Here is a 20,993-nt window from a genome sequence, read left to right as displayed (position 1 = left end):
AACACCTTGTAAAGAGACTAAATAATAGGAATAGTTAAATATTAATTGCTATCTTAGATAGATAAAACAACTCACATATATCAGCAATAACATATTGCAATGCTACAGCCAACAATTAAAGACCTTATCATGGATGACTGGCCGTGTTATAAAAAGAAGTAAGGTGCAGAAAAGCTATCAATTGTGCAATACAAACACATACTATGAGGTGGCGCTATGGATATAATGACTAGCCTGATACTGGTTGCCGCGGGGGTAATCATCGGGGTTTTAATCAGTCAAATTTTGACACACAACCACAAACATGAAAGCTCCCTCAAAAAAGAGTTAGAACAAAACCAAGCCGAGTTCAAGGCCTACCGCAAACAAGTCAATGAACATTTTCAAAGCAGTGCTCAAATGTTGGATGAACTCGCGCAGCAGTATCAAAAAATCTATCAGCATATGGCTGAACAGTCGACCCAGCTTTTAGATGATCAACGCCAAAACTTTCCCATGTTTGATCCGGATAAAAAGATCCTTTATCCCCCAACTCAATCACAACTGGATGCGGAAATTGACGAAACTGAAGAGAGCAGCCCATCGGCTCCACCGAAAGATTATACCAATGAGCGTTCGGGAATTTTAAAAAATGACCCAACCTAAGCGATCAGCGGAGATTAAAACAAAGGAATGTATGAAAAATAAAGCTTTGGTCATTTTATGTAAATCTAATTCGCTCAGGATGATAATTCGGTAGGATAACGTCTACATCATTATTGAGTTAGAGTTAGCAATTTAATTCTCAGACCTCTCTTAAAGAGATGTTTGTAGAAATAACATGAATTGTCTAGCTCTATCAGGAGTCATTTTGCTCAGAAATGCGTTTAATTCGCATTTTTGGGCCCCATAAAATAACTCCAATGGTTTATTCACAAAGGAGCTCTCTTGATATGAAGAAGTTAACCATGGGTCTTGTTCCCGTTGCTCTGGCACTGACTTTAGGCTTATCCACAAGCCCTGTTGCATTGGCACATCAATTACCGAAAGCAGTTGAAGACCAGCAAATGCCAAGTCTTGCCCCAATTGTGGCAAAAGTTTCACCGGCAGTTGTAAGCATCTCAGTTGATGGAGAAATGGTCACTAATGCCCAAGCTCCTGAACTGTTTCAGTTTTTCTTTGGTCAGCAACCACCGCAAATGCAAGGACCACATAAAACGCCATTTAAAGGGCTAGGTTCTGGTGTCATCATTAATGCTGACAAAGGTTATATAGTCACAAATAATCACGTCATCAAAGACGCCAGCAAAATCGAAGTTACCCTGCAAGATGGCCGTCAGTTTAAAGCCAAAGTGATTGGGGCTGACCCTATGTCAGATATTGCTTTATTGCAGATCAAAGCAAAACATCTGACCCAAGTAAAAATGGCTAACTCAGATGATCTGAAAGTAGGTGATTTTGCAATTGCTTTAGGTAACCCGTTTGGGCTTGGACAGACAGTTACATCGGGGATCGTGAGTGCTTTAGGCCGAAGCGGCCTGAATATCGAAGGTTATGAAAACTTCATTCAAACCGATGCTGCGATCAACAAGGGGAACTCCGGCGGTGCTTTGGTTAACCTTAAAGGTCAACTCATTGGGATTAACACCGCTATTTTAGCACCGGGTGGTGGGAATATCGGGATCGGATTTGCCATTCCATCAGATATGGTCCAAAACATTGTCCACCAGCTGATCAAATATGGTGAAGTTCGCCGCGGAATGCTTGGTGTTGCGGGAGGTAACTTAACTCCGGAACTGGCTCAAGCGATGGGAAGTTCTATACAACATGGAGCTTTTGTTAATCAGGTCATGCCACACTCCGGTGCTGCAAAAGCGGGATTAAAACCTGGCGATATCATCGTTTCTTTGGATGGCAAACCCATTCACAATTTCTCTGAACTAAGGGCTCGCGTGGCAACCAGAGGTTCGGGTACGACCATTGAGCTAGGAATTATCCGTGATGGCCATGAACTACACGTCAAAGCTACATTACAAAAACCGAAAAGCTCTCAAATAAATGCCAATAATATTAGTACAGCGCTCTCTGGTGCAACGCTTACTAATACCGATACAAAAGGTGAGAAAGGTGTTGAAATCACCTCAGTTAAACCCAACAGTTCAGCCGATCAGTTTGGTCTGAAAAAAGGTGATATTATCCTAGGTGTAAATAAACATCGGGTTAAAAACATCAGTGAGTTACGTAACATTCTAAAAAGTAAACCAGATGTTCTAGCCTTAAATATCAAACGAGGCGATGCCCAGCTTTACATCGTTGTGCAACAGAATCAATAAATCAGCAGATTTCTTTGCCAGTTTACTGAAAAGGGCTACTTATGTAGCCCTTTTTTATTTGCACATAGCTTGAGCAAATCAAGCCGTGCTATTCTAAAGAAGTTTTTTCTGCCAAAGCAAGGGCTTGCTATCCATGATCAAATACCTAGCCAAATCCATTGTGTTGGGACTGACCATTGCCGTCATTTTTTTATTTGTCGTACCAAATACCCAAAAAAGCAATTCATTACTACACTGGGCTGATAAGCCTCAAGAAAAACCAATGAGCTTTGCCAGAGCAGCGCGTTTAGCCTCTCCGGCGGTGGTAAATATCTATACACGCAGTTTTAGCGATAGTCACTTAAGTAATAAACCGCCAACGGTCACCAGTGAAGGGCTCGGCTCTGGGGTGATTATGAATAAACAAGGTTACATTCTCACGAACATGCATGTAATCGCGAATGCGGATCAGATTATTGTCGCATTACAAGATGGCCGCGTCTTTATCGCCGAGTTGGTTGGAAGTGATGCCATCACTGATTTAGCCGTCTTAAAAATTGATGCAGGAACTACAGCCCTCCCCGTCATTCCACAGTCGAACCAATTACACACTCAGGTTGGCGAGGTCGTTCTAGCAATCGGCAACCCATACAATGTGGGCCAAACGGTTACTCAAGGCATTATTTCGGCAACTGGGCGCAGTGGCATGAGCGCGAGCGGACGACAAGACTTTTTACAAACTGACGCCGCAATTAATCGGGGCAACTCAGGCGGTGCGTTGGTGAATACTTTAGGACAGCTAGTTGGCATCAATACTGCCGCCTATCATCTAGGACGCAATAGCGAAACTTATGGAATAAGCTTTGCGATTCCTTACCCATTAGCCAAACGCATTCTAGAAAGTTTAATCAGGTATGGAAAAGTCGTGCGAGGCTATGTGGGTGTTGATGCGATCAATATTCGCCATATGAACCCCAAAGAACTCAAAAAACTTCACATTAAAAACAATCATGGCCTCTATGTCGAAAAGGTCGATCCAAAAGGCCCAGCCAGTAAAGCCGGATTACGAACCAATGATGTCATTTTAAAAATGGATAATCGCGCAGTGAAATCGGTGAAAGATGCTATGGATTTTGTTGCAGAAACGAAACCGGGGAAAATCATCACTCTGACAATTGTCCGCAATAATAAGCAACAGAAATTAGATATAAAAGTCGCTGAACTCAAAGTAAATGAAGTTAGGCATTCTGATTAAGCTTATCCCCACTCACAGCTATAAAAAAAGGAGCAGATATCTGCTCCTTTTTCTTAACTACGACAACATAGTCAGCGTTTGCCAGTTATTCAGCGACACGTTCAATTTTAGCACCGAGACCTGCAAGTTTTTTCTCAATTTTTTCATAACCTCGGTCAATATGATAAATACGCTCAACGACGGTTTCATGCTCGGCAACCAATCCAGCGATAACAAGGCTAGCCGATGCGCGCAAGTCAGTTGCCATCACTTGAGCCCCTGTCAAACGCTCACAGGGGTGGCAAATGGCACTATTGCCCTCTAAATCAATCTCTGCCCCCATTCGAATTAACTCTGGGACATGCATGAAGCGGTTTTCAAAAATCGTTTCTGTTACCCTAGCACTGCCCTCTCCGATCACATTCAGCAAGGTAAACTGCGCCTGCATATCAGTTGGAAACGCTGGGTGTGGTGCAGTTTTGATATTCACCGCTTTTAGTTTTCGACCACGCATATCTAATTCGATCCAGTCATCACCCGTGGTAACCTCTGCTCCCGCTTCACGTAATTTTAAGATAACTGCTTCCAAACAGGATGGCGCGGCATTCAAGCAACGAACATAACCCCCGGTCACAGCAGCAGCAACCAAAAAGGTGCCTGTTTCGATACGATCCGGGAGAACTTTGTAATACCCCCCATTTAAGGACTCAACACCATTAATAGTAATCGTATCGCTACCCGCGCCCTGGATATCGGCGCCAAGGTTAATCAGAAACTCAGCTAAATCGACCACTTCTGGTTCCCGAGCAGCATTCTCAATGACCGTCTGTCCTTGAGCTAAAGTTGCAGCCATCATCAGATTTTCAGTGCCGGTCACACTGACAATATCCATCAGGATATGAGCCCCTTTTAACCGACCATCAATGCTGGCATTAATATAACCATCTTCAACAGTAATGGTCGCTCCCATCTGCTGAAGTCCTTGAATATGTAAGTTGACTGGCCGGGCACCAATTGCACATCCACCAGGCAAAGACACTCGAGCTTGGCTATAGCGAGCCAACAATGGCCCTAAAGCCAAAATGGAAGCGCGCATTGTTTTGACGAGTTCATAAGGTGCTTCAAAATAGGTAGCTGCCCCGGCTTCAACAATCAGTTTGTTATTGTCAAAACAAATCTGACGTCCCGTCTCTTTTAACATCTCACAACTGGTGCAAATATCTTTCAGATGAGGCACATTATCAATGATAATCCGACTTTGACTCAGCAACGTTGCAAACACAATCGGCAAAGCTGCATTTTTAGCACCTGAAATGTTGACGTCACCATTGATCTGGCAACCACCTTGAATCACAAACTTTTCCATCAAATACCTCAAGCGCTAAATGGGCTGACCAAACTTTTTAGCTTTTTCCCACTCCGCTGGAGTATAAGCTTTTATAGTCAATGCATGAATAGTGTTATCAGCAATATATTCTGCTAATGGTGCATAGATCATTTGTTGCTTCTTGACTCGTGATAGTCCGTCAAAGATTTCGCCGACCGCAAAAACTTCAAAATGACTATCCTCGCCTTTAACTTGAAGCTCATCGACAGCGAGGGCAGTCTGCAAAATTTGTTTAATCTGCTCCGGTTGCATAAGGCTATGTTACTCCGCGGTTAAACCGGTTTCGGATGAATGAATCAGGTAAGGCTCAAAACCATAGAGCGTTACCAAGGGTTTGATTGACTCAGGGCAATGACGAAGATTAATCTCTTCACTGTCATGACCACTTAATAGGGCGGTGATGATAGCGGCTAATCCAGCAGAGTCAATTTGTTCAATTTTTTCTAAGTCAGCACAATTAAATGACTCTGTAGATAATTGCTCCCAGAGCTCTCTGACGGTCGCCATTGTCCAGCACCCGGTAAAACCGAGTACCTGGTCATCAATCCGAGCAAAAGACCCATTAGCCATGGTTCGCAGCCTTACTTTGGGCCTGATCCATCGTTTTACTGGCATCAGATTTAAGCTGGCGGTTTTCCAACATTTGAGTCACCGCATCAATCCCTTTTTGATTGATAAGGCCCCCTACTTCAGATTGATTCGTCGACAATAAACTAACCCCTTCGGCAATCATATCGAAAGCCAACCACCCTTTATTATCTTGTAAATGACGAAATTTAAACTGGAGATGAATCGCGGGACCATCCGGTTGAAGAATTTTTGCTGGGACAACCATGATTTGTTTGTTCTTGAATGGACGAGGACGAGCAATTTCAATCTTCTGGTGATCGTATTTCCCCAAAGCCTGAGAATATGTATTCACAAGATAAGTATAAAATGCCTTCACAAACTTTTCTCGTTGAGCTCTGGTCGTTTTGGGTAGGTCACGACCGATCACCATGTATGCAGCATAACGATAATCGATATACGGCATGACATTATTAATAATAATATCTCGAGCAGAATTTTCGTTTAACTTTCCTTCACTGTTTAATTTTTGCAGTTTTGGAAAAGTATTTTCTACCACAGATGTCATTGTTTTGTATGGATTTTGAGTCGGCGTATTGGCTACCGGCTGCATGGCATACGATGCGGCTGAAAACAACAAAATCAGTGCAGCTAATCCAATAAATGGTATCTTTTTCATTATTTACCTTTTCCTGAAGATGCGGAATAGAGGAATTGACCAATCAGGTCTTCGAGAATAATGGCTGATTTCGTATCATTAATACTACTGCCATTATGAAGATCCTGCGGTTTTTCACCAGGCATATTAAAGCCAGGACGAATACTGATATATTGTTCACCCAGCAACCCTGAGGTCAGAATTCGAGCTGAACTGTTAGCTGGGAAATCACCATATTTTTTGTACAAACGAATCGTCACTTTGGGTTCAAATGTCTGCGGATTTAAACTAATCGCTTCAACACGCCCCACAACAACCCCCCCCACTTTGACTGGAGAGCGGACTTTTAGTCCACCGATGTTATCAAAGTTAGCATAAACAACATAGCTATCCCCATCGCTGACAAAATCATTGTCAGCGATTCGCAACGCCAATACTAATATGGCGAGCAGCCCTAAGAGCAAAAAAACGCCTACGGCAAATTCTGTTTTATCTACTTTCATGAGTTAACTTCCGAACATGAGCGCTGTTAATATAAAATCCAAACCCAAAACGACTAATGAAGAATGGACGACACTGCGAGTGGTCGCCTGACTAATTCCCCGAGAAGTCGGTTTGGCATCATAACCGTTAAATAGTGCGATCCAGCTAACTGCAATCGCAAATACCACACTTTTTATAAAACCATTGCCGATATCAGAGACTAAATGCACATTAGCATGCATGATTGACCAGAAATTGCCATCATCGACGCCCAACCAACGCACCCCTACTAAGTATCCGCCCCAAATACCAACCACGTTAAATAACATTGCTAATAGCGGCATACTAATCACACCGGCCCAAAAACGAGGGGCAATCACTCGTTTCAGTGGATCGACCGCCATCATCTCCATCGAACTTAATTGTTCGGTGGTTTTCATCAGCCCTATTTCGGCAGTCAACGCAGAACCAGCCCGGCCAGCAAACAACAAACCAGTCACAACTGGCCCTAATTCACGTAACAATGCAAGAGCAACCAACGGCCCTAAACTTGTTTCAGCACCAAACTTAACCAGAATGTTATAGCCTTGCAACGCAAGCACCATACCGATAAACAGACCCGAAACCAGAATAATAACGAGTGACTGCACACCCACAGAATAAATTTGTCGCCAAATATTACGCCACAGTTTAATCTCAGGTTTAACCAAGATAGCCTGAGCCAGCATCATACCAGCTCGACCAACCCCGGCTAAAACGGCCATTCCCCCCGCCCCTAAACGGGTAATCGATTCAATGATCATGCTTTAAGAGACTCCAAATAAGGGGGGGCAGGATAATGAAATGCAGCTGGCCCGTCTGCCTGCCCCTGTAAAAATTGCTGCAGATGAGGATTACTGCTTTTCCTAACACTCGCTACATCCCCTTGCGCTAAGACTTTGCCCTGATCAATGATATAGACATAGTCTGCAATACTTAAGACCTCTTCAACATCATGGGAAACCACTATAGAGGTTAATTGAAGAGCCTGATTAAGATTGCTGATTAGCTTGATTAATACTCCCATTGTAATCGGATCTTGGCCGACAAAGGGTTCATCATACATAATCACATCAGGTTCTAAAGCAATTGCTCTGGCCAACGCAACGCGTCGAGCCATTCCCCCCGAAAGATCAGATGGCATGAGTTCGGCCGCTCCTCGAAGACCGACAGCTTCGAGCTTCATGAAGACCAGATTGCGTAAAACTTTCTCAGGCAAATGAGCATGTTCGCGAAGTGGAAACGCAACATTGTCAAATACATTTAAATCTGTAAATAACGCCCCACTTTGAAAAAGCATTCCCATTCGTTTACGTAGCTGATATAAACTAGAACGGCTCTGACGATGAATATTTTCACCAGCAAATATTACTTCACCGCTATCGGGCTGCAATTGCCCACCTAATAGCTTCAGCAGCGTTGTTTTCCCCGTGCCACTGGGTCCCATCACCGCTGTTACTTTTCCTTGAGGGAAACTGAAATCAATCGAATCAAAAATCTTCCTATCCCCACGGGAAAAGGTTAATCCTCTGACTTCAATAATATTTTCAGCCATAATGGCGATACCTAATTGGTTGTATCAAGAAGATTATTTTATGGGTACATTCAGATCGACTCAAGCTAACTCTTCCCTTTTATTGTTAAAATACCGACAATGTGCCTTTTAATTATCATTTTGACATAGGCTATATTATCAATGTGGATTGATATCATTGTATTAATCACCAGTTTCGCATGCCTTGTATATAGTGCTGACCGGTTTGTGTTTGGGGCAGCGGCTCTAGCTCGAAACCTTGGGATATCGCCCATGATTATTGGCCTGACCATTGTGGCAATGGGCTCTTCTGCCCCAGAAATAATGGTTTCAGCAACCGCATCACTCAATGGTCAACTCAATACTGCGATTGGTAATGCCATTGGTTCAAACATCACCAACATTACTTTAGTACTTGGTGTCACTGCGCTCATGCACCCTATATTAGTCGGCAAATCAAGCTTGCGCAGAGAAATCCCAGCAATGCTCTTTGCCACTGCCATCACGGGGTATTTACTCAGTGATAATGATCTGAGCTTTTTCGACGGGTGTACGCTCTTTGGGCTATTTTTTCTCATGATGGGATACCTTATCTGGCGCTTGCAAAAACAGCACAACCAATTACAACCTTCTAACGCTGCAAACAAGAGTGAAGAAGACCAACTAATCGAGCAATATGAAGCTGATATTCCAGATCAAGTGCCAATGACTAGGGCCATTTTTTGGCTGATTGTAGGCTTAGTGATCCTGCCGATAAGTTCTGATTTTCTGGTGGATTCAGCCAGTAATATTGCCCGTCACTTGGGAATTAGTGAACTGGTCATAGGTCTCACTATCATTGCTGTAGGCACTAGTTTACCTGAGTTAGCTGCATGTGTAATTAGCGTCATCAAAAAGGAAAATGATATTGCCTTAGGCAACATCATTGGCTCCAATATTTTTAATCTATTAGTCGTTTTGGCGATTTGTGGAGTGTTAGCGCCTGGGAAAGTAGATCCGGCAGCATTTGCCCGAGATTACTGGTGGATGCTCGCCACGAGTGCTTCAATTGGGTTACTAAGCTTGCTCGTTAAACCACATCGATTAACACGATGGGCTGGAGGATTGCTTTTGATCACCTTTATCAGCTACCAGCTCGTGCTATTTTTATGAATCTATTTTATAAGTTTAAATTTTATAGGTCACGATTGTGAGTTTCGATTATATAAAAACAGCCCAACGGGTTATTAACATAGAAGCACAAGCAGTCAACGAGCTTCTCAGTCATTTAAATGCGGATTTTAGCGCCGTATGTCGTCAGTTGGCGCAATGCCAGGGCAAAGTGATCGTCACTGGAATGGGCAAATCCGGACATGTTGGTCGCAAAATTGCTGCCACCTTGGCATCAACTGGAACACCTGCGTTTTTTGTTCATCCCGGAGAAGCAAGCCACGGAGACTTAGGGATGATTAGCGCAGGCGACCTTGTATTTGCGCTCTCTAATTCCGGAGAATCTGGCGAAATATTAGCGCTTTATCCGGTCTTGCAACACCGCCAGATCACAATTATTGCGATGACCAGCAACCCAGGTTCGGCGATGGCCCGCGGCGCTAATTTACATTTGAATATTAATGTTCGTCGTGAAGCTTGTCCTTTGGGTTTAGCCCCCACAGCAAGCACCACTGCAGCCTTAGTGATGGGAGATGCGATCGCGGTAACCTTACTCGAAGAACGTGGCTTTACCGCCAATGATTTTGCGTTATCTCACCCAGGTGGTGCATTAGGTAAGAAATTATTACTCAGCGTTCCAGATATTATGCTTAGCAAAGATGAGATCCCTCTGGTAGGGGTTGAACAAACTATCCGTGAAGCACTGCTGGAAATGAGTGAGAAAGGACTAGGTATGACCGGTGTGATTGACTCTGAAGGACGTCTGGTGGGGGTATTTACCGATGGGGATTTACGTCGAATACTTGACCTTCGAGCCGATATCCACGAGACTGCCATCGGCACCGTTATGACCAAAGATCCCTACGTCATTGAAGCGGATTGGCTGGCATTTGATGCTTTAAAATTTATGAAAGAAAAATCAATTAATGGGCTATTTGTAACTGACCAACGAATCCCAATTGGAGCCTTTAACATGCATTCACTTTTGCAAGCTGGAGTTTATTAATGTCAGCTGCTTTTATCACCACCCCTTATGGACAGGTAAGTCACGACATATTTGATAAAGCATCACGTACAGCTCTGCTCATTTGCGATGTTGATGGTGTTTTTTCAGATGGCCGAATTTATCTGGGAAATCAGGGAGAAGAGCTAAAAGCATTTCATACTCGAGATGGGTTTGGTATCAAGGCTGTTGTCCGTCATCAGATAGAAGTTGCAGTCATTACGGGCCGACACTCAAAGATTGTTCAACAGCGTATGCAACAGCTCAATGTCCGCTATATTTTCCAAGGGCAGGAGAATAAACAAGCTGCCTTTACAAAACTTTTAACTCAAGCAGGTGTCAGCGCAGCACAATGCGCTTATATTGGTGATGATGTAGTTGATTTACCCGTGATGCAGCAGGTAGGATTAGCTATCGCAGTCAATGATGCGCACCCATTAGTCAGCGCCAAAGCCGATTACCAAACTTTCTTAAAAGGCGGTTTTGGTGCCGTACGCGAAGTCTGCGATTTACTCTTGCAAGCTCACGGCCAACTCAGTGATTTTACCGGGAGCAGCATATGAAGGGGCAGAATTTAACGATTCTGGCACTACTTGTTCTAGCAGCTCTTATCTGGGGATGGCGAAATTTGCATTCAGGATCAGAGCAACCGGCTCAAACGGTGCAAGCACCTGATTTTACGGCAAGTGGGTTATATAGTGTAAGCTATGATAAATTAGGCCATGTGCAATATCGAGTCTATGCGGATCAAATGCAATATTACGAAAAAACGCAAATTAGCACATTTGATTCGCCGCGGATCCTGATTTATCCAGGTCCGAATAAACCGATTTGGCAGGTGGTTTCCCGAACAGCGAAAGCTTATAAACAAGAATTAGTGACTTTTCAAAAGGATGTGGTGATCAAAAATTTAAGCAACGATGGCTATATTCAAGACCTATTAACCCCACTGCTACACGTAGACTTAACGACGAAGACAATGGATACAGACCGTCAAGTAACGGTTGTGGGCCCACAATATGAACAAACTGGAATAGGTATGCATGGCAGTCTTACCACGGAAGTAGTGAACTTACATCAGGACATAAACGCGGTATATCATAATGAACAAAATTAATTCAATAGCCTTCTTTGTATTATTAACGCTCAGTGCATCAGCGCAAGCTCTTGAGTCCGACTACAGCCAGAAAATAGTCGTGAATGCAGATCAACAGAAAGTCGATATAAAGAAAAATACAGTAACGTTCTTTAATCATGTGACTGTAACACAAGGCTCAATTAAACTTAACGCTGATAAAGTAACCGTATATGGAACAGGTGAAAAAGGTAGTGAAGTCATGATTGCAGATGGCCATCCTGCTAAATTCCAGCAGAAAATGGATGATGGCCGACTCATGAAAGGCCATGCAAACCATCTTCGCTACGAGCTTAAATCGAGAATTGTGACATTAACTGGCGATGCCCAACTGCAACAGCAGGAAAGTCTCGTCAAAGGTGACACAATCCGCTACAACATCAAATCACAAGAAATGGTGGCAGATGGCGGTAAGCAAGGTCACGTCACTACTATTTTTGAGCCACAGCAGCTCCAACAGAACAAAAACAAGCAGAAGTAATTTATATATGGCATTGCTTAAAGCAGAGAATCTGGCCAAGAGTTACAAAAAGCGACAGGTCGTAAAAAACGTCAGTTTAGAAGTTGAAACTGGCCAAATTGTCGGTTTATTAGGTCCCAATGGCGCAGGGAAAACAACGACCTTTTACATGGTCGTTGGGTTGGTGGCGCGTGACGAAGGCCGCATCAGTATTGATGAGCAAGATATTACGCTCAAGGCAATGCACTCAAGAGCTCGCATGGGGATCGGTTATCTTCCCCAAGAAGCCTCTATTTTTCGCACCTTATCGGTCGAAGACAATATTATGGCCGTGCTAGAAACGCGAAAAGAGCTAGACCGAGGTGCCAGACAACTGGTACTTGACGAATTACTCGATGAATTTCACATTGGTCATATTCGTAAAAGTTTAGGACAGAGTTTGTCCGGAGGTGAACGCCGACGTGCAGAAATAGCCAGGGCGCTAGCGGCAGGACCAAAGTTTATTTTACTTGATGAACCGTTTGCAGGTGTTGACCCCATTTCGGTGATTGATATAAAAAAGATTATTGAGCATTTACGTGACCGAGGATTAGGGGTGTTAATCACCGACCATAATGTTCGAGAAACATTGGATGTTTGCGAACATGCATATATCGTCAGTCAGGGAGAACTTATTGCATCAGGAACCCCAGAACAAGTTCTATCGAATGACCATGTTAAAAAGGTCTATTTAGGTGAACAATTTAAACTATAGTAGGGGTTCATAAACCTAGTTTAAGGCTGAAAAAATAAAAAGGGATCAGATTCGTTAATGAAAGCCGCTTTGCAGTTACGTCTTGGTCAACAACTGACCATGACGCCACAGTTACAACAAGCCATCAGGCTTTTACAATTATCGACATTGGACTTGCAACAAGAAATCCAAGAGGCACTCGACGCCAATCCATTATTAGAAACAGCCGAGGAAGATAATGCCGATAACGACAATAGCTATGATGATAATCAGCAAGAACAGGAACCCACAGTTACAGCAAAAGACTCGAGTCAAGTTGAAACAAGTGATGCGATAACCAACGAGCAAGTCAGTGATGATCTTCCAGTTGATTCAACTTGGGATGAAATCTATAGCGCCTCTTCGGCGCCAGCGGCACCATTGCCTGATGACAATGAACATGTTTATCAAGGCGAAACAGTCGAGTCACTTCAAGAGCATTTATTGTGGCAAATGCGTCTAACCCCTTTTAGTGACACGGATCAGGTCATTGCGCTGGCAATTATCGATGCCGTCGATGAGTCAGGTTATTTAACCCAGAGTAGTGAACAATTACTCGAAAGCCTCAATAGTGATGATGATCAGGAGTTATCACTTGAAGAAGTCAACGCAGTCATTAAACGCATCCAGCATTTTGATCCATTAGGCGTTGCCTCTCATACGCTTCAGGAATGTCTGCTGTTACAACTCGAGCAGTTCGATCACCAGACGCCATGGCTGGCTGAAGCGAAATTGATTGTCAGTGAATATATTGATTTGTTAGGAAATCGCGATTATCGAACACTATCGCGCAAAACTAAGCTCAAAGAATCTCAGCTTGCTGAAATTATGCGCCTAATTCAAAGTCTTGATCCTCGTCCAGGCAGTAGCATCAACCCATCGCAGGCCGAATATGTCATTCCGGATGTATCAGTCAGTAAAAAAATGGGGCATTGGGTCGTTGAGTTAAACCCAGATGCCGTCCCTAAATTACGGGTCAATGCCCAATATGCCGCTCTAAGCCGCCAATCAAAAAATAGTGACGATAGTCAATATATTCGTTCACACTTACAAGAAGCAAAATGGTTTATTAAAAGCTTAGAGAGTCGCAATGAAACGCTTCTAAAAGTAGCTCGTTGCATTGTCAGTCACCAGCAAGCATTCTTTGAATATGGTGATGAAGCCATGAAGCCAATGGTCCTTAACGATGTTGCCGAGGCAGTTGAAATGCATGAATCGACCATTTCCAGGGTAACAACACAAAAATATATGCACACCCCTCGCGGCATTTATGAGCTAAAATATTTCTTTTCCAGTCATGTCAGTACTGAAGGAGGTGGCGAGTGTTCATCTACAGCTATTCGAGCCTTGATCAAAAAATTAGTGGCCGCCGAAAACCCAGTTAAACCGCTCAGTGACAGTAAAATTGCAGATGTATTAGCCGACCAAGGAATTAAAGTCGCACGGCGTACCATTGCCAAATACCGTGAATCTTTATCAATTCCGCCTTCCAATCAGCGCAAGAGCCTGATATAAAGGCCGGCCAATAGATGGGAGAGTTAATTCATGTACACATGAATTAAACCACTCAACTCATACACAAAGCATGTAGGTTTTCTATAAATAAGGATAAAGCCTTAAGGGTATGGACAATAATCTAATATGAATAGAAACGTTCAGCAAAGAAAACCTCTTGCATTAGGTAATAGACATTCACGTTATGCAACTGACTCAAGTTCTAAGTAAAGACTGCACACGCCGAGTAGACGCCTGTCAGTCCAAAAAAAGGGTACTGGAGATCATTAGTGAACTCGCAGCCAATCGACTTGGTGTCTCGGAAAAAGAGATCTTTGATAGTTTGTTTAACCGGGAAAAGCTAGGCAGTACAGGCATTGGACAAGGGATCGCTATACCTCATGGTCGCGTGGAAAATGATTTACCACCGACAGCGGTATTTATTCGTTGTGATCAACCTATTGGGTATGATGCCATCGATAAACAGCCTGTCGATTTATTATTCGCACTCATTGTCCCCGGAGAAGAGAACAAACAGTATTTACAGATATTAGCTGCGGCGGCAGAAAAGCTGCATAACAAGCAGATTTGCAAAAGCCTGCGCCAAGCTGAAAGTGATGAGCAGATCTATCAGATCATCACATCTTAGGGGGTAAGGATGGAGTTCTTTATTGTAAGTGGGCGCTCCGGTTCAGGTAAAACCATTGCTCTGCGAGTCCTCGAAGATTTAGGGTTTTATTGTGTCGATAATTTGCCATTGGAATTATTGCCTCAGCTCCCCAAAACTCTAGCTGGAAATTATCCCAAAGCGGCCGTCAGTATTGACGTGCGAAATCTGCCTGATAACGTGCAGCGGCTCAAAGAGCTTATGTCACAATTTCGCGCACAAGTTCAGCTTACTAGCTTGTTCGTAGATGCTGATGACTCGACCCTGATTCGCCGTTATAGTGAAACACGCAGACTCCATCCACTGAATAAGACCCACCATTCTCTAGCCGATGCAATTGCGGCTGAATCGACCTTACTTGAACCTTTGGCAAGTAAAGCGGATATGCATATTGATACCAGTAAGTTGTCGATTCACCAACTCAGAGAACAACTGACAGAGCGGGTTTTAGGTAAACCGAATCAGGAGCTGGTTTTAGTCTTTAAATCATTCGGTTTTAAATATGGACTTCCTCAAGATGCAGATTACGTTTTCGACGTTCGATTCCTCCCCAACCCTCATTGGCATGATGAACTGCGCCCTTATACGGGGATAGATCTTCCTGTTCAGCGTTTTTTGGGACAGCAACCAGAAGTTAGAGAACTAATCTGGCAGTTAGAAAGTCTGCTGAGCAGTTGGTTGCCCCATTTAGAACGAAATACCCGAGCTTACGTTACCGTTGCCATAGGTTGTACAGGGGGCAAGCACCGTTCTGTTTATATTGCTGAACAACTGAGCGAATATTTCTCAAACCAATATCACGTTCAGACTCAACATCTCAACCTTGACCAAAAGGCGCACCCAGCAGATGAAAGTAAGAGCCCAGCTAACCATTGAAAATAAATTAGGACTCCATGCCAGAGCCGCGATTAAGCTCGTTGAACTAGCCGCCAAATACGATTCTGAAGTCTTGTTTATTACCGACGAGAAGCAAGCTTCAGCAGCAAGTGTATTGGGATTGTTACTACTGGAACGCTCCCAAGGCGAACAAATCACCATTGAATGTGACGGGCCAGATGCTGAACAGGCATTGACCGCTATCAAAGCACTTATTGAAGCGCGCTTTGACGAACAGGTATAGCATCTTTTTTAGTCTCAAATAAGTATAAACTAATCGGTATTCACCCTAGCTTAAGAGCAAAACATTATGTCTGAGCGGGAAAATCATCATAGCCAACACCAACGGATACTCGAACTTAACCGTGCTTTAAACGACGGTATGTTCGTTCACGTGCGACGTATGCTTGCCCAGATGCCCGCTTGTGATGTCGCATTGCTGCTGCAATCAACGCCAGTTGCAGGGCGAAAAATCCTATGGCAGTTAACCGACCCTGAGCAACAGGGTGAGATCCTTGAAGAACTCAATGAAGATGCCATGGAAAGCATCCTCAAAATGATGGATCCGGAAAACTTAGCAGCTGCAACCGAGGGCATGGATATCGATGACTTATCCTATGTCTTGCGCAGTCTGCCAGCTGATATTTATCAGCAAGTCCTTGAACAGATGGACAGCGAAGAGCGCCACCGCGTCGAGATAGCACTGGCTTACCCCGAAGATACCGCGGGAAGCCTGATGAACAACGATACCATCGCTCTACGTCCTGATATCTCAGTGGATGTTGTATTACGCTATCTGCGTCTACGGGGTGAGTTGCCAGAAGCAACTGATGCATTGTTTGTAGTCGATAAAGACAACAAATATTTAGGCGATATCTCTTTAGCGCGCTTAGTGACCGTTGATCCCAAAGAACAAGTTGCAGCGATTATGGGAAAGCGCCCAGAGCGCATTATTCCGGTCTCTATGCATGAAGGGCAAGTCGCGCAATTGTTTGAACGCCACGACTGGATTTCTGCCCCCGTAGTTGACCCCAACGGTCAACTGGTGGGACGGATCACCATTGATGATGTCGTTGATATTATTCGCGAAGACGCTGAACACTCAATGATGGGAATGGCCGGGGTTGATGATGACGAAGATACATTTGCCCCTATTTGGCAAAGTACTCGTGGCCGAACCTTATGGTTGGCGATTAACTTACTGACCGCACTCATGGCCGCATCCATTAGTAACTTATTTGAAAACACCCTTGCGCAAATGGCGACTTTAGCCGTCTTAATGACCATTGTCCCCAGTCAAGGTGGCATTGCAGGGACTCAAACGCTGGCTGTTGTTATCCGAGGGCTAGCTGTTGGCCACATTGGGGAAAGTAATACACGCTGGCTAATCCTCAAAGAAGTCGCTATCGGTGTACTCAATGGCATTATCTGGGCAATAGTTATCGCGTTGGTCGTAACACTCTGGAAGGATAGTATTCAACTGGGGTTAATTAGCGCAGCTGCGATGTTTGCAGATATGTTTATGGCCGGATTAGCAGGAGTTTGTATTCCCTTGGTGATGAAAAAGATTCACATCGACCCGGCTCTTGCTGGCGGGATGGTGCTTACAACAGTGACCGACACCGTGGGTCTATTTGCCTTTTTAGGCATCGCAACCGTTTTGTTAAACCATCACATCGCGATCTGAACACTCAAAAAACCGGCAAATGCCTAATGCCGGTTTTTTATGAGTCTATCTTCTAATAAATTAATTCCCAGCAATTTTCATCGAGTCGACTAATATTGAGCCCGTTCGAATTGCATGAGTGGGGTCAATATCATTGCCAATTGCTACAATATTTTGAAATATATCTTTGAGATTTCCAGCAATGGTAATTTCATGAACAGGATAGGCAATTTCACCATTTTCAATCCAAAAACCAGCCGCACCACGCGAATAGTCTCCGGTCACAATATTTACACCCTGCCCCATTAATTCAGTAACTAATAACCCCGTTCCCATCTGTTTAATCAGTTCTGCTTGGCTTAGTGCAGAATTGGTCACTAACCAGTTGTGGATCCCACCGGCATGTCCGGTCGGTTGCATCGCCATTTTACGAGCCGCATAGCTGGTGAGCAGATAGGTTTGCAAAGTCCCATCAGTGATAATATCCCGTGCCTGTGTTTGCAAGCCCTCATTATCAAATGGACTACTGCCCAGCGCTTTTTTAAGCCAAGGATCTTCATGGATTGAGAGCCATTTTGGAAAGACCGCTTGTCCTAATGAATCGAGTAAAAATGATGAACGCCGATATAGATTCCCACCACTAATTGCCATGACGAAATGGCCCAACAGACCGCTTGCCACATTTTTGTCAAATATAACTGGCACTTGAGATGTATTAATCTTGCGGCTATTTAAACGGCTCAAGGTTTTTGCAACAGCCTCATCGGCAACCGATTGTGCTGAACGAAGTTCATTATAGTCAATCGCGACACTGTACGCGTAATCGCGTTGCATCTGCTCTTCTCCAGCGATAAGCACACAGCTCAAGCTATGGCGACTCGTTGGATAACCTTCAATAAATCCGTGGGTGTTGCCATAAACCCGAACACCATAATGGCTATTCACACTCGCGCCATCACTGGCCTTAATCCCGGGCTGAGAGAGTGCTATTTTTTCACATTCACTGGCTAAACTAACAAACCGTTGTGGTTCAAGATTAGTCGGATGAAACAAATCTAAATCGGGGATCTCTGTAGCCATCAGCTCTTTGGGAGCAAGTCCCGCAGCGGGATCAGCTGAGGTAACATCACTAATATCTACCGCTGCCTTCACGCTACGACTGATAGCTTCTTTACTTAAATCAGAGGTAGAGGCATTCCCTTTTTGCTGCCCTTGATAGACGGCAATGCCTAACGCCCCATCACGGTTAAACTCGAGGGTTTCTATCTCACCAGAGCGCGTTGAGACTGAAATACCAGTCTGTTTAGAGATAGAAACCTCAGCGGCACTGGCCCCAAACCGTTTCGCTTCATCTAAGGCAAACTCAACGGCTTGTTTTAACTGAGTTAATTCTTTATCCATGGACTGCTGAATTGATGACATATCCAACCTTATATCTACGCGTATTACCCTAAGCATAACAAATCGAAGCACTCAATTGTTAGCTTACCCGCCAAAGAACAGTAAAGCCTGCCCATCCGGTTCTATTTCTTGATAAACTTACCCTATGTACCTTCAACGACAACCAGCTATGAACGAGCCAACCCCAAAGCGCCAAGACGACGAGCAATGGATCAGCAAGACTCAGCTCAAGCATGAAGCCCAACAACTGAAGCAGCTTGGCCAACAGATTTGTGAATTAAAACCCGCCTTCTTAGCCACTGTACCCATAAGTGATGCGATGCTTGAAGCGGTGTCACTAGCCAAACGACTCGCGGGCAAACGAGAAGCCTATCGACGCCATATGAACTATATTGGCAAACTCATGCGCACAGAAGATATTGAAGCAATTGAGCAAGCGATGGAAAAAATTAAAAATCGCCATTTTTATACACAACAACATCAACACCAACTCGAACGGATTGCCGTTGAATTGATTGAATCAGAACAAAGCGATGACAAAATCCAGCAGCTGCTGGAAGAATACCCATCACTTGATCGCCAAAAACTAAGGCAACAAGTGCGAACCGCCAAACGACAAGCGCAACAATCAACAGAGCTACCGATCAGTCAAGTAGCTAAAGAATTGCAGCGTTATCTAGGTGAACATATTCACCGCAGTTAACACTAAAGATTGGGCACTAGCCCAATCTTTAAGCTGTGCCACCGACAGTCAGTTCATCTAATTTCAAAGTCGGTTGACCAACCCCAACAGGCACACTCTGACCATCTTTACCACAAACGCCAACGCCAGCATCCAAATCAAGATCATTGCCGACCATAGAGACTTTAGCCATCGCCTGCGGCCCGTTACCAATCAGGGTTGCCCCTTTAATCGGAGCCGTAATTTTACCATCTTCAATGAGGTACGCTTCTGATGCGGAAAACACAAATTTTCCAGAGGTGATATCGACCTGTCCCCCGCCAAAATTCGGCGCATAGATACCGCGTTTCACTGATGCGATCATCTCTTCTTTTTCAGATTCACCAGCGAGCATATAAGTATTGGTCATCCTCGGCATCGGCACGTTGGCATATGACTCACGACGCCCGTTTCCTGTCGGAGCAACGCCCATCAACCGAGCATTAAGTTTATCTTGCATGTAACCTTTGAGAACACCGTTTTCGATCAAAACATTATACTGAGAAGGCGTTCCTTCATCGTCAATGGTGAGCGAGCCACGGCGATTCGCCAGCGTTCCATCATCCACAATAGTGCATAAACTGGAAGCAACCTGCTCACCAATTCGGCCACTAAACGCAGAAGAGCCTTTGCGGTTAAAGTCGCCTTCGAGACCATGGCCGACAGCTTCATGCAGTAATACTCCTGGCCAGCCAGCCCCTAATACAACAGGCATCATACCAGCAGGGGCATCAACCGCTTCAAGATTCACCAGAGCCTGACGAACCGCTTCACGAACATATTGCATCGCGCGTTCTTGACCATCATCAAGCTCTAAAAAGTACTGATAATCGAACCGGCCTCCGCCACCAGCACTCCCCCGTTCACGGCGACTTCCTCGCTCAGCTAATACGCTACAATTAAAGCGTACTAACGGACGAATATCAGCGGCCATCGTTCCATCCAGAGCGGCAACCAAGACCTGTTCATAAACCCCACTGAGACTGACAATCACTTGAGTGATGGCCGGATCTAAACTACGAGCAAATTTATCAGCTCGTTGCAACAATGCAATTTTTTCTAATTTATCTAAACTTTGGATTGGATTTTGCGAACTATAGAGTTCTTTCACTGGCGCTGACTGCGTAACCTGCACGCGGCCTTCACCTTGACTACGACTAATCCCGCGGGCTGCCTGGCAAGCCTTTTCAAGAGATTGAAAATTAATATCATCTGAGTAGGCAAATCCGGTTTTATCTCCCGAAATCGAACGGACACCCACCCCCTGCTCGATATTAAAACTACCATCTTTGACAATACCATCCTCAAGAACCCAAGATTCATGGCGACTATGCTGAAAATACAAATCACCCTGGTCAATATCAGGGCCTCCGAGTATAGCCAAAGCTTGATTTAATGATGAAAGCTCAAGTCCTGCAGGCACCAATAACGATTGATTTACTTGTTCAAATGACAT

At 44.2% G+C, this 20,993-nt stretch carries 24 protein-coding genes; 15 read left to right on the top strand and 9 right to left on the bottom strand.

Annotation, left to right across the window (positions count from 1 at the left end; translation table 11 throughout):
* Nucleotides 1-216: 216 nt before the first annotated feature.
* From EV690_RS01620 to degS, 3 genes are all read left to right on the top strand, one after another.
* Nucleotides 217-645: a Z-ring associated ZapG family protein gene (locus EV690_RS01620; RefSeq protein WP_131911207.1), complete on the top strand. Its 429-nt coding sequence runs from the start codon at nt 217-219 to the stop codon at nt 643-645.
* A 287-nt stretch (nt 646-932) separates the two neighbouring features.
* Entirely contained in the window at nt 933-2,312 is a 1,380-nt protein-coding gene (locus EV690_RS01615; protein WP_131911206.1) for a Do family serine endopeptidase, read from the top strand.
* A 133-nt stretch (nt 2,313-2,445) separates the two neighbouring features.
* Nucleotides 2,446-3,546, top strand: a complete 1,101-nt coding sequence (gene degS, locus EV690_RS01610) for an outer membrane-stress sensor serine endopeptidase DegS (protein WP_131911205.1) — start codon at nt 2,446-2,448, stop codon at nt 3,544-3,546.
* Between the two features lie 85 nt (nt 3,547-3,631).
* On the opposite strand, the gene murA is transcribed toward degS, so the two are convergent.
* The 7 genes from murA to EV690_RS01575 are packed head-to-tail and all read right to left on the bottom strand — an operon-like array spanning nt 3,632 to nt 8,214.
* Entirely contained in the window at nt 3,632-4,891 is a 1,260-nt protein-coding gene (murA, locus tag EV690_RS01605; RefSeq protein WP_131911204.1) for a UDP-N-acetylglucosamine 1-carboxyvinyltransferase, read from the bottom strand.
* Nucleotides 4,892-4,906: 15 nt separating this feature from the next.
* Entirely contained in the window at nt 4,907-5,164 is a 258-nt protein-coding gene (locus tag EV690_RS01600; protein WP_131911203.1) for a BolA family protein, read from the bottom strand.
* A 9-nt stretch (nt 5,165-5,173) separates the two neighbouring features.
* Entirely contained in the window at nt 5,174-5,482 is a 309-nt protein-coding gene (locus EV690_RS01595) for an STAS domain-containing protein (RefSeq protein ID WP_131911202.1), read from the bottom strand.
* A complete protein-coding gene (locus EV690_RS01590) occupies nt 5,475-6,158 on the bottom strand; it encodes an MlaC/ttg2D family ABC transporter substrate-binding protein (protein WP_131911201.1) in 684 nt (227 codons plus the stop codon). The genes EV690_RS01595 and EV690_RS01590 overlap by 8 nt, the downstream gene beginning before the upstream one ends.
* Nucleotides 6,158-6,640: an outer membrane lipid asymmetry maintenance protein MlaD gene (mlaD, locus tag EV690_RS01585; RefSeq protein WP_131911200.1), complete on the bottom strand. Its 483-nt coding sequence runs from the start codon at nt 6,638-6,640 to the stop codon at nt 6,158-6,160. Before mlaD ends, EV690_RS01590 begins: the two co-directional genes overlap by 1 nt.
* Before the next feature lie 3 nt (nt 6,641-6,643).
* Complete coding sequence (mlaE, locus tag EV690_RS01580) at nt 6,644-7,423, bottom strand: lipid asymmetry maintenance ABC transporter permease subunit MlaE (protein WP_131911199.1); 780 nt, start codon at nt 7,421-7,423, stop codon at nt 6,644-6,646.
* Nucleotides 7,420-8,214, bottom strand: coding sequence for an ATP-binding cassette domain-containing protein (locus tag EV690_RS01575; RefSeq protein WP_131911198.1), 795 nt, complete (start codon nt 8,212-8,214; stop codon nt 7,420-7,422). Before EV690_RS01575 ends, mlaE begins: the two co-directional genes overlap by 4 nt.
* 141 nt (nt 8,215-8,355) lie before the next feature.
* Between EV690_RS01575 and EV690_RS01570 the strand changes: the two genes are divergently transcribed.
* The 11 genes from EV690_RS01570 to mgtE all read left to right on the top strand — a co-directional run bounded on the left by EV690_RS01570 (nt 8,356) and on the right by mgtE (nt 17,436).
* On the top strand, nt 8,356-9,345 hold the full coding sequence (locus EV690_RS01570) for a calcium/sodium antiporter (protein WP_131911197.1): 990 nt from the start codon (nt 8,356-8,358) through the stop codon (nt 9,343-9,345).
* A 34-nt stretch (nt 9,346-9,379) separates the two neighbouring features.
* Nucleotides 9,380-10,348 (top strand): KpsF/GutQ family sugar-phosphate isomerase, encoded by a 969-nt coding sequence (locus EV690_RS01565; protein WP_396022820.1) that lies wholly within the window; start codon nt 9,380-9,382, stop codon nt 10,346-10,348.
* Nucleotides 10,348-10,908 carry a 3-deoxy-manno-octulosonate-8-phosphatase KdsC gene (gene kdsC / locus EV690_RS01560; protein WP_131911195.1) on the top strand — a complete coding sequence of 187 codons (561 nt, stop codon included), beginning with the start codon at nt 10,348-10,350 and terminating at the stop codon, nt 10,906-10,908. The genes EV690_RS01565 and kdsC overlap by 1 nt, the downstream gene beginning before the upstream one ends.
* Nucleotides 10,905-11,462 (top strand): LPS export ABC transporter periplasmic protein LptC, encoded by a 558-nt coding sequence (gene lptC, locus EV690_RS01555; protein WP_131911194.1) that lies wholly within the window; start codon nt 10,905-10,907, stop codon nt 11,460-11,462. The genes kdsC and lptC overlap by 4 nt, the downstream gene beginning before the upstream one ends.
* The gene (gene lptA, locus EV690_RS01550) at nt 11,449-11,961 is read left to right on the top strand and encodes a lipopolysaccharide transport periplasmic protein LptA (protein WP_131911193.1); all 513 of its coding nucleotides are present in this window, start codon (nt 11,449-11,451) and stop codon (nt 11,959-11,961) included. Before lptC ends, lptA begins: the two co-directional genes overlap by 14 nt.
* 7 nt (nt 11,962-11,968) lie before the next feature.
* The gene (lptB, locus tag EV690_RS01545) at nt 11,969-12,694 is read left to right on the top strand and encodes an LPS export ABC transporter ATP-binding protein (protein ID WP_131911192.1); all 726 of its coding nucleotides are present in this window, start codon (nt 11,969-11,971) and stop codon (nt 12,692-12,694) included.
* A gap of 57 nt (nt 12,695-12,751) precedes the next feature.
* Nucleotides 12,752-14,227: an RNA polymerase factor sigma-54 gene (locus tag EV690_RS01540; protein ID WP_131911191.1), complete on the top strand. Its 1,476-nt coding sequence runs from the start codon at nt 12,752-12,754 to the stop codon at nt 14,225-14,227.
* 184 nt (nt 14,228-14,411) lie between these two features.
* Entirely contained in the window at nt 14,412-14,855 is a 444-nt protein-coding gene (gene ptsN / locus EV690_RS01535) for a PTS IIA-like nitrogen regulatory protein PtsN (protein WP_131911190.1), read from the top strand.
* 9 nt (nt 14,856-14,864) lie between these two features.
* Nucleotides 14,865-15,749 (top strand): RNase adapter RapZ, encoded by an 885-nt coding sequence (gene rapZ, locus EV690_RS01530; RefSeq protein ID WP_131911189.1) that lies wholly within the window; start codon nt 14,865-14,867, stop codon nt 15,747-15,749.
* The gene (locus EV690_RS01525) at nt 15,721-15,993 is read left to right on the top strand and encodes an HPr family phosphocarrier protein (protein ID WP_131911188.1); all 273 of its coding nucleotides are present in this window, start codon (nt 15,721-15,723) and stop codon (nt 15,991-15,993) included. Before rapZ ends, EV690_RS01525 begins: the two co-directional genes overlap by 29 nt.
* Before the next feature lie 66 nt (nt 15,994-16,059).
* Nucleotides 16,060-17,436, top strand: coding sequence for a magnesium transporter (mgtE, locus tag EV690_RS01520; protein ID WP_131911187.1), 1,377 nt, complete (start codon nt 16,060-16,062; stop codon nt 17,434-17,436).
* Between the two features lie 60 nt (nt 17,437-17,496).
* On the opposite strand, the gene pmbA is transcribed toward mgtE, so the two are convergent.
* Nucleotides 17,497-18,837: a metalloprotease PmbA gene (gene pmbA, locus EV690_RS01515; protein ID WP_131911186.1), complete on the bottom strand. Its 1,341-nt coding sequence runs from the start codon at nt 18,835-18,837 to the stop codon at nt 17,497-17,499.
* A gap of 148 nt (nt 18,838-18,985) precedes the next feature.
* Between pmbA and yjgA the strand changes: the two genes are divergently transcribed.
* Nucleotides 18,986-19,519 (top strand): ribosome biogenesis factor YjgA, encoded by a 534-nt coding sequence (gene yjgA, locus EV690_RS01510; protein ID WP_131911185.1) that lies wholly within the window; start codon nt 18,986-18,988, stop codon nt 19,517-19,519.
* A 28-nt stretch (nt 19,520-19,547) separates the two neighbouring features.
* On the opposite strand, the gene tldD is transcribed toward yjgA, so the two are convergent.
* Entirely contained in the window at nt 19,548-20,993 is a 1,446-nt protein-coding gene (gene tldD, locus EV690_RS01505) for a metalloprotease TldD (protein WP_131911184.1), read from the bottom strand.

The sequence above is a fragment of the Celerinatantimonas diazotrophica genome, from assembly GCF_004339545.1.
Taxonomy (GTDB): Bacteria; Pseudomonadota; Gammaproteobacteria; order Enterobacterales; family Celerinatantimonadaceae; genus Celerinatantimonas; species Celerinatantimonas diazotrophica.
The sequence above is the reverse complement of the archived record's forward strand: the minus strand, read 5'-3'. Positions and strand labels throughout refer to the sequence as shown.

What these genes read in the sequence shown, in the direction of transcription:
- EV690_RS01620 (WP_131911207.1), top strand. Translation starts at nt 217, where the DNA reads ATGGATATAATGACTAGCCTGATACTGGTTGCCGCGGGGGTAATCATC.
- EV690_RS01615 (WP_131911206.1), top strand. Translation starts at nt 933, where the DNA reads ATGAAGAAGTTAACCATGGGTCTTGTTCCCGTTGCTCTGGCACTGACT.
- degS (WP_131911205.1), top strand. Translation starts at nt 2,446, where the DNA reads ATGATCAAATACCTAGCCAAATCCATTGTGTTGGGACTGACCATTGCC.
- murA (WP_131911204.1), bottom strand. Translation starts at nt 4,891, where the DNA reads ATGGAAAAGTTTGTGATTCAAGGTGGTTGCCAGATCAATGGTGACGTC.
- EV690_RS01600 (WP_131911203.1), bottom strand. Translation starts at nt 5,164, where the DNA reads ATGCAACCGGAGCAGATTAAACAAATTTTGCAGACTGCCCTCGCTGTC.
- EV690_RS01595 (WP_131911202.1), bottom strand. Translation starts at nt 5,482, where the DNA reads ATGGCTAATGGGTCTTTTGCTCGGATTGATGACCAGGTACTCGGTTTT.
- EV690_RS01590 (WP_131911201.1), bottom strand. Translation starts at nt 6,158, where the DNA reads ATGAAAAAGATACCATTTATTGGATTAGCTGCACTGATTTTGTTGTTT.
- mlaD (WP_131911200.1), bottom strand. Translation starts at nt 6,640, where the DNA reads ATGAAAGTAGATAAAACAGAATTTGCCGTAGGCGTTTTTTTGCTCTTA.
- mlaE (WP_131911199.1), bottom strand. Translation starts at nt 7,423, where the DNA reads ATGATCATTGAATCGATTACCCGTTTAGGGGCGGGGGGAATGGCCGTT.
- EV690_RS01575 (WP_131911198.1), bottom strand. Translation starts at nt 8,214, where the DNA reads ATGGCTGAAAATATTATTGAAGTCAGAGGATTAACCTTTTCCCGTGGG.
- EV690_RS01570 (WP_131911197.1), top strand. Translation starts at nt 8,356, where the DNA reads ATGTGGATTGATATCATTGTATTAATCACCAGTTTCGCATGCCTTGTA.
- kdsC (WP_131911195.1), top strand. Translation starts at nt 10,348, where the DNA reads ATGTCAGCTGCTTTTATCACCACCCCTTATGGACAGGTAAGTCACGAC.
- lptC (WP_131911194.1), top strand. Translation starts at nt 10,905, where the DNA reads ATGAAGGGGCAGAATTTAACGATTCTGGCACTACTTGTTCTAGCAGCT.
- lptA (WP_131911193.1), top strand. Translation starts at nt 11,449, where the DNA reads ATGAACAAAATTAATTCAATAGCCTTCTTTGTATTATTAACGCTCAGT.
- lptB (WP_131911192.1), top strand. Translation starts at nt 11,969, where the DNA reads ATGGCATTGCTTAAAGCAGAGAATCTGGCCAAGAGTTACAAAAAGCGA.
- EV690_RS01540 (WP_131911191.1), top strand. Translation starts at nt 12,752, where the DNA reads ATGAAAGCCGCTTTGCAGTTACGTCTTGGTCAACAACTGACCATGACG.
- ptsN (WP_131911190.1), top strand. Translation starts at nt 14,412, where the DNA reads ATGCAACTGACTCAAGTTCTAAGTAAAGACTGCACACGCCGAGTAGAC.
- rapZ (WP_131911189.1), top strand. Translation starts at nt 14,865, where the DNA reads ATGGAGTTCTTTATTGTAAGTGGGCGCTCCGGTTCAGGTAAAACCATT.
- EV690_RS01525 (WP_131911188.1), top strand. Translation starts at nt 15,721, where the DNA reads ATGAAAGTAAGAGCCCAGCTAACCATTGAAAATAAATTAGGACTCCAT.
- mgtE (WP_131911187.1), top strand. Translation starts at nt 16,060, where the DNA reads ATGTCTGAGCGGGAAAATCATCATAGCCAACACCAACGGATACTCGAA.
- pmbA (WP_131911186.1), bottom strand. Translation starts at nt 18,837, where the DNA reads ATGTCATCAATTCAGCAGTCCATGGATAAAGAATTAACTCAGTTAAAA.
- yjgA (WP_131911185.1), top strand. Translation starts at nt 18,986, where the DNA reads ATGAACGAGCCAACCCCAAAGCGCCAAGACGACGAGCAATGGATCAGC.
- tldD (WP_131911184.1), bottom strand. Translation starts at nt 20,993, where the DNA reads ATGTCATTTGAACAAGTAAATCAATCGTTATTGGTGCCTGCAGGACTT.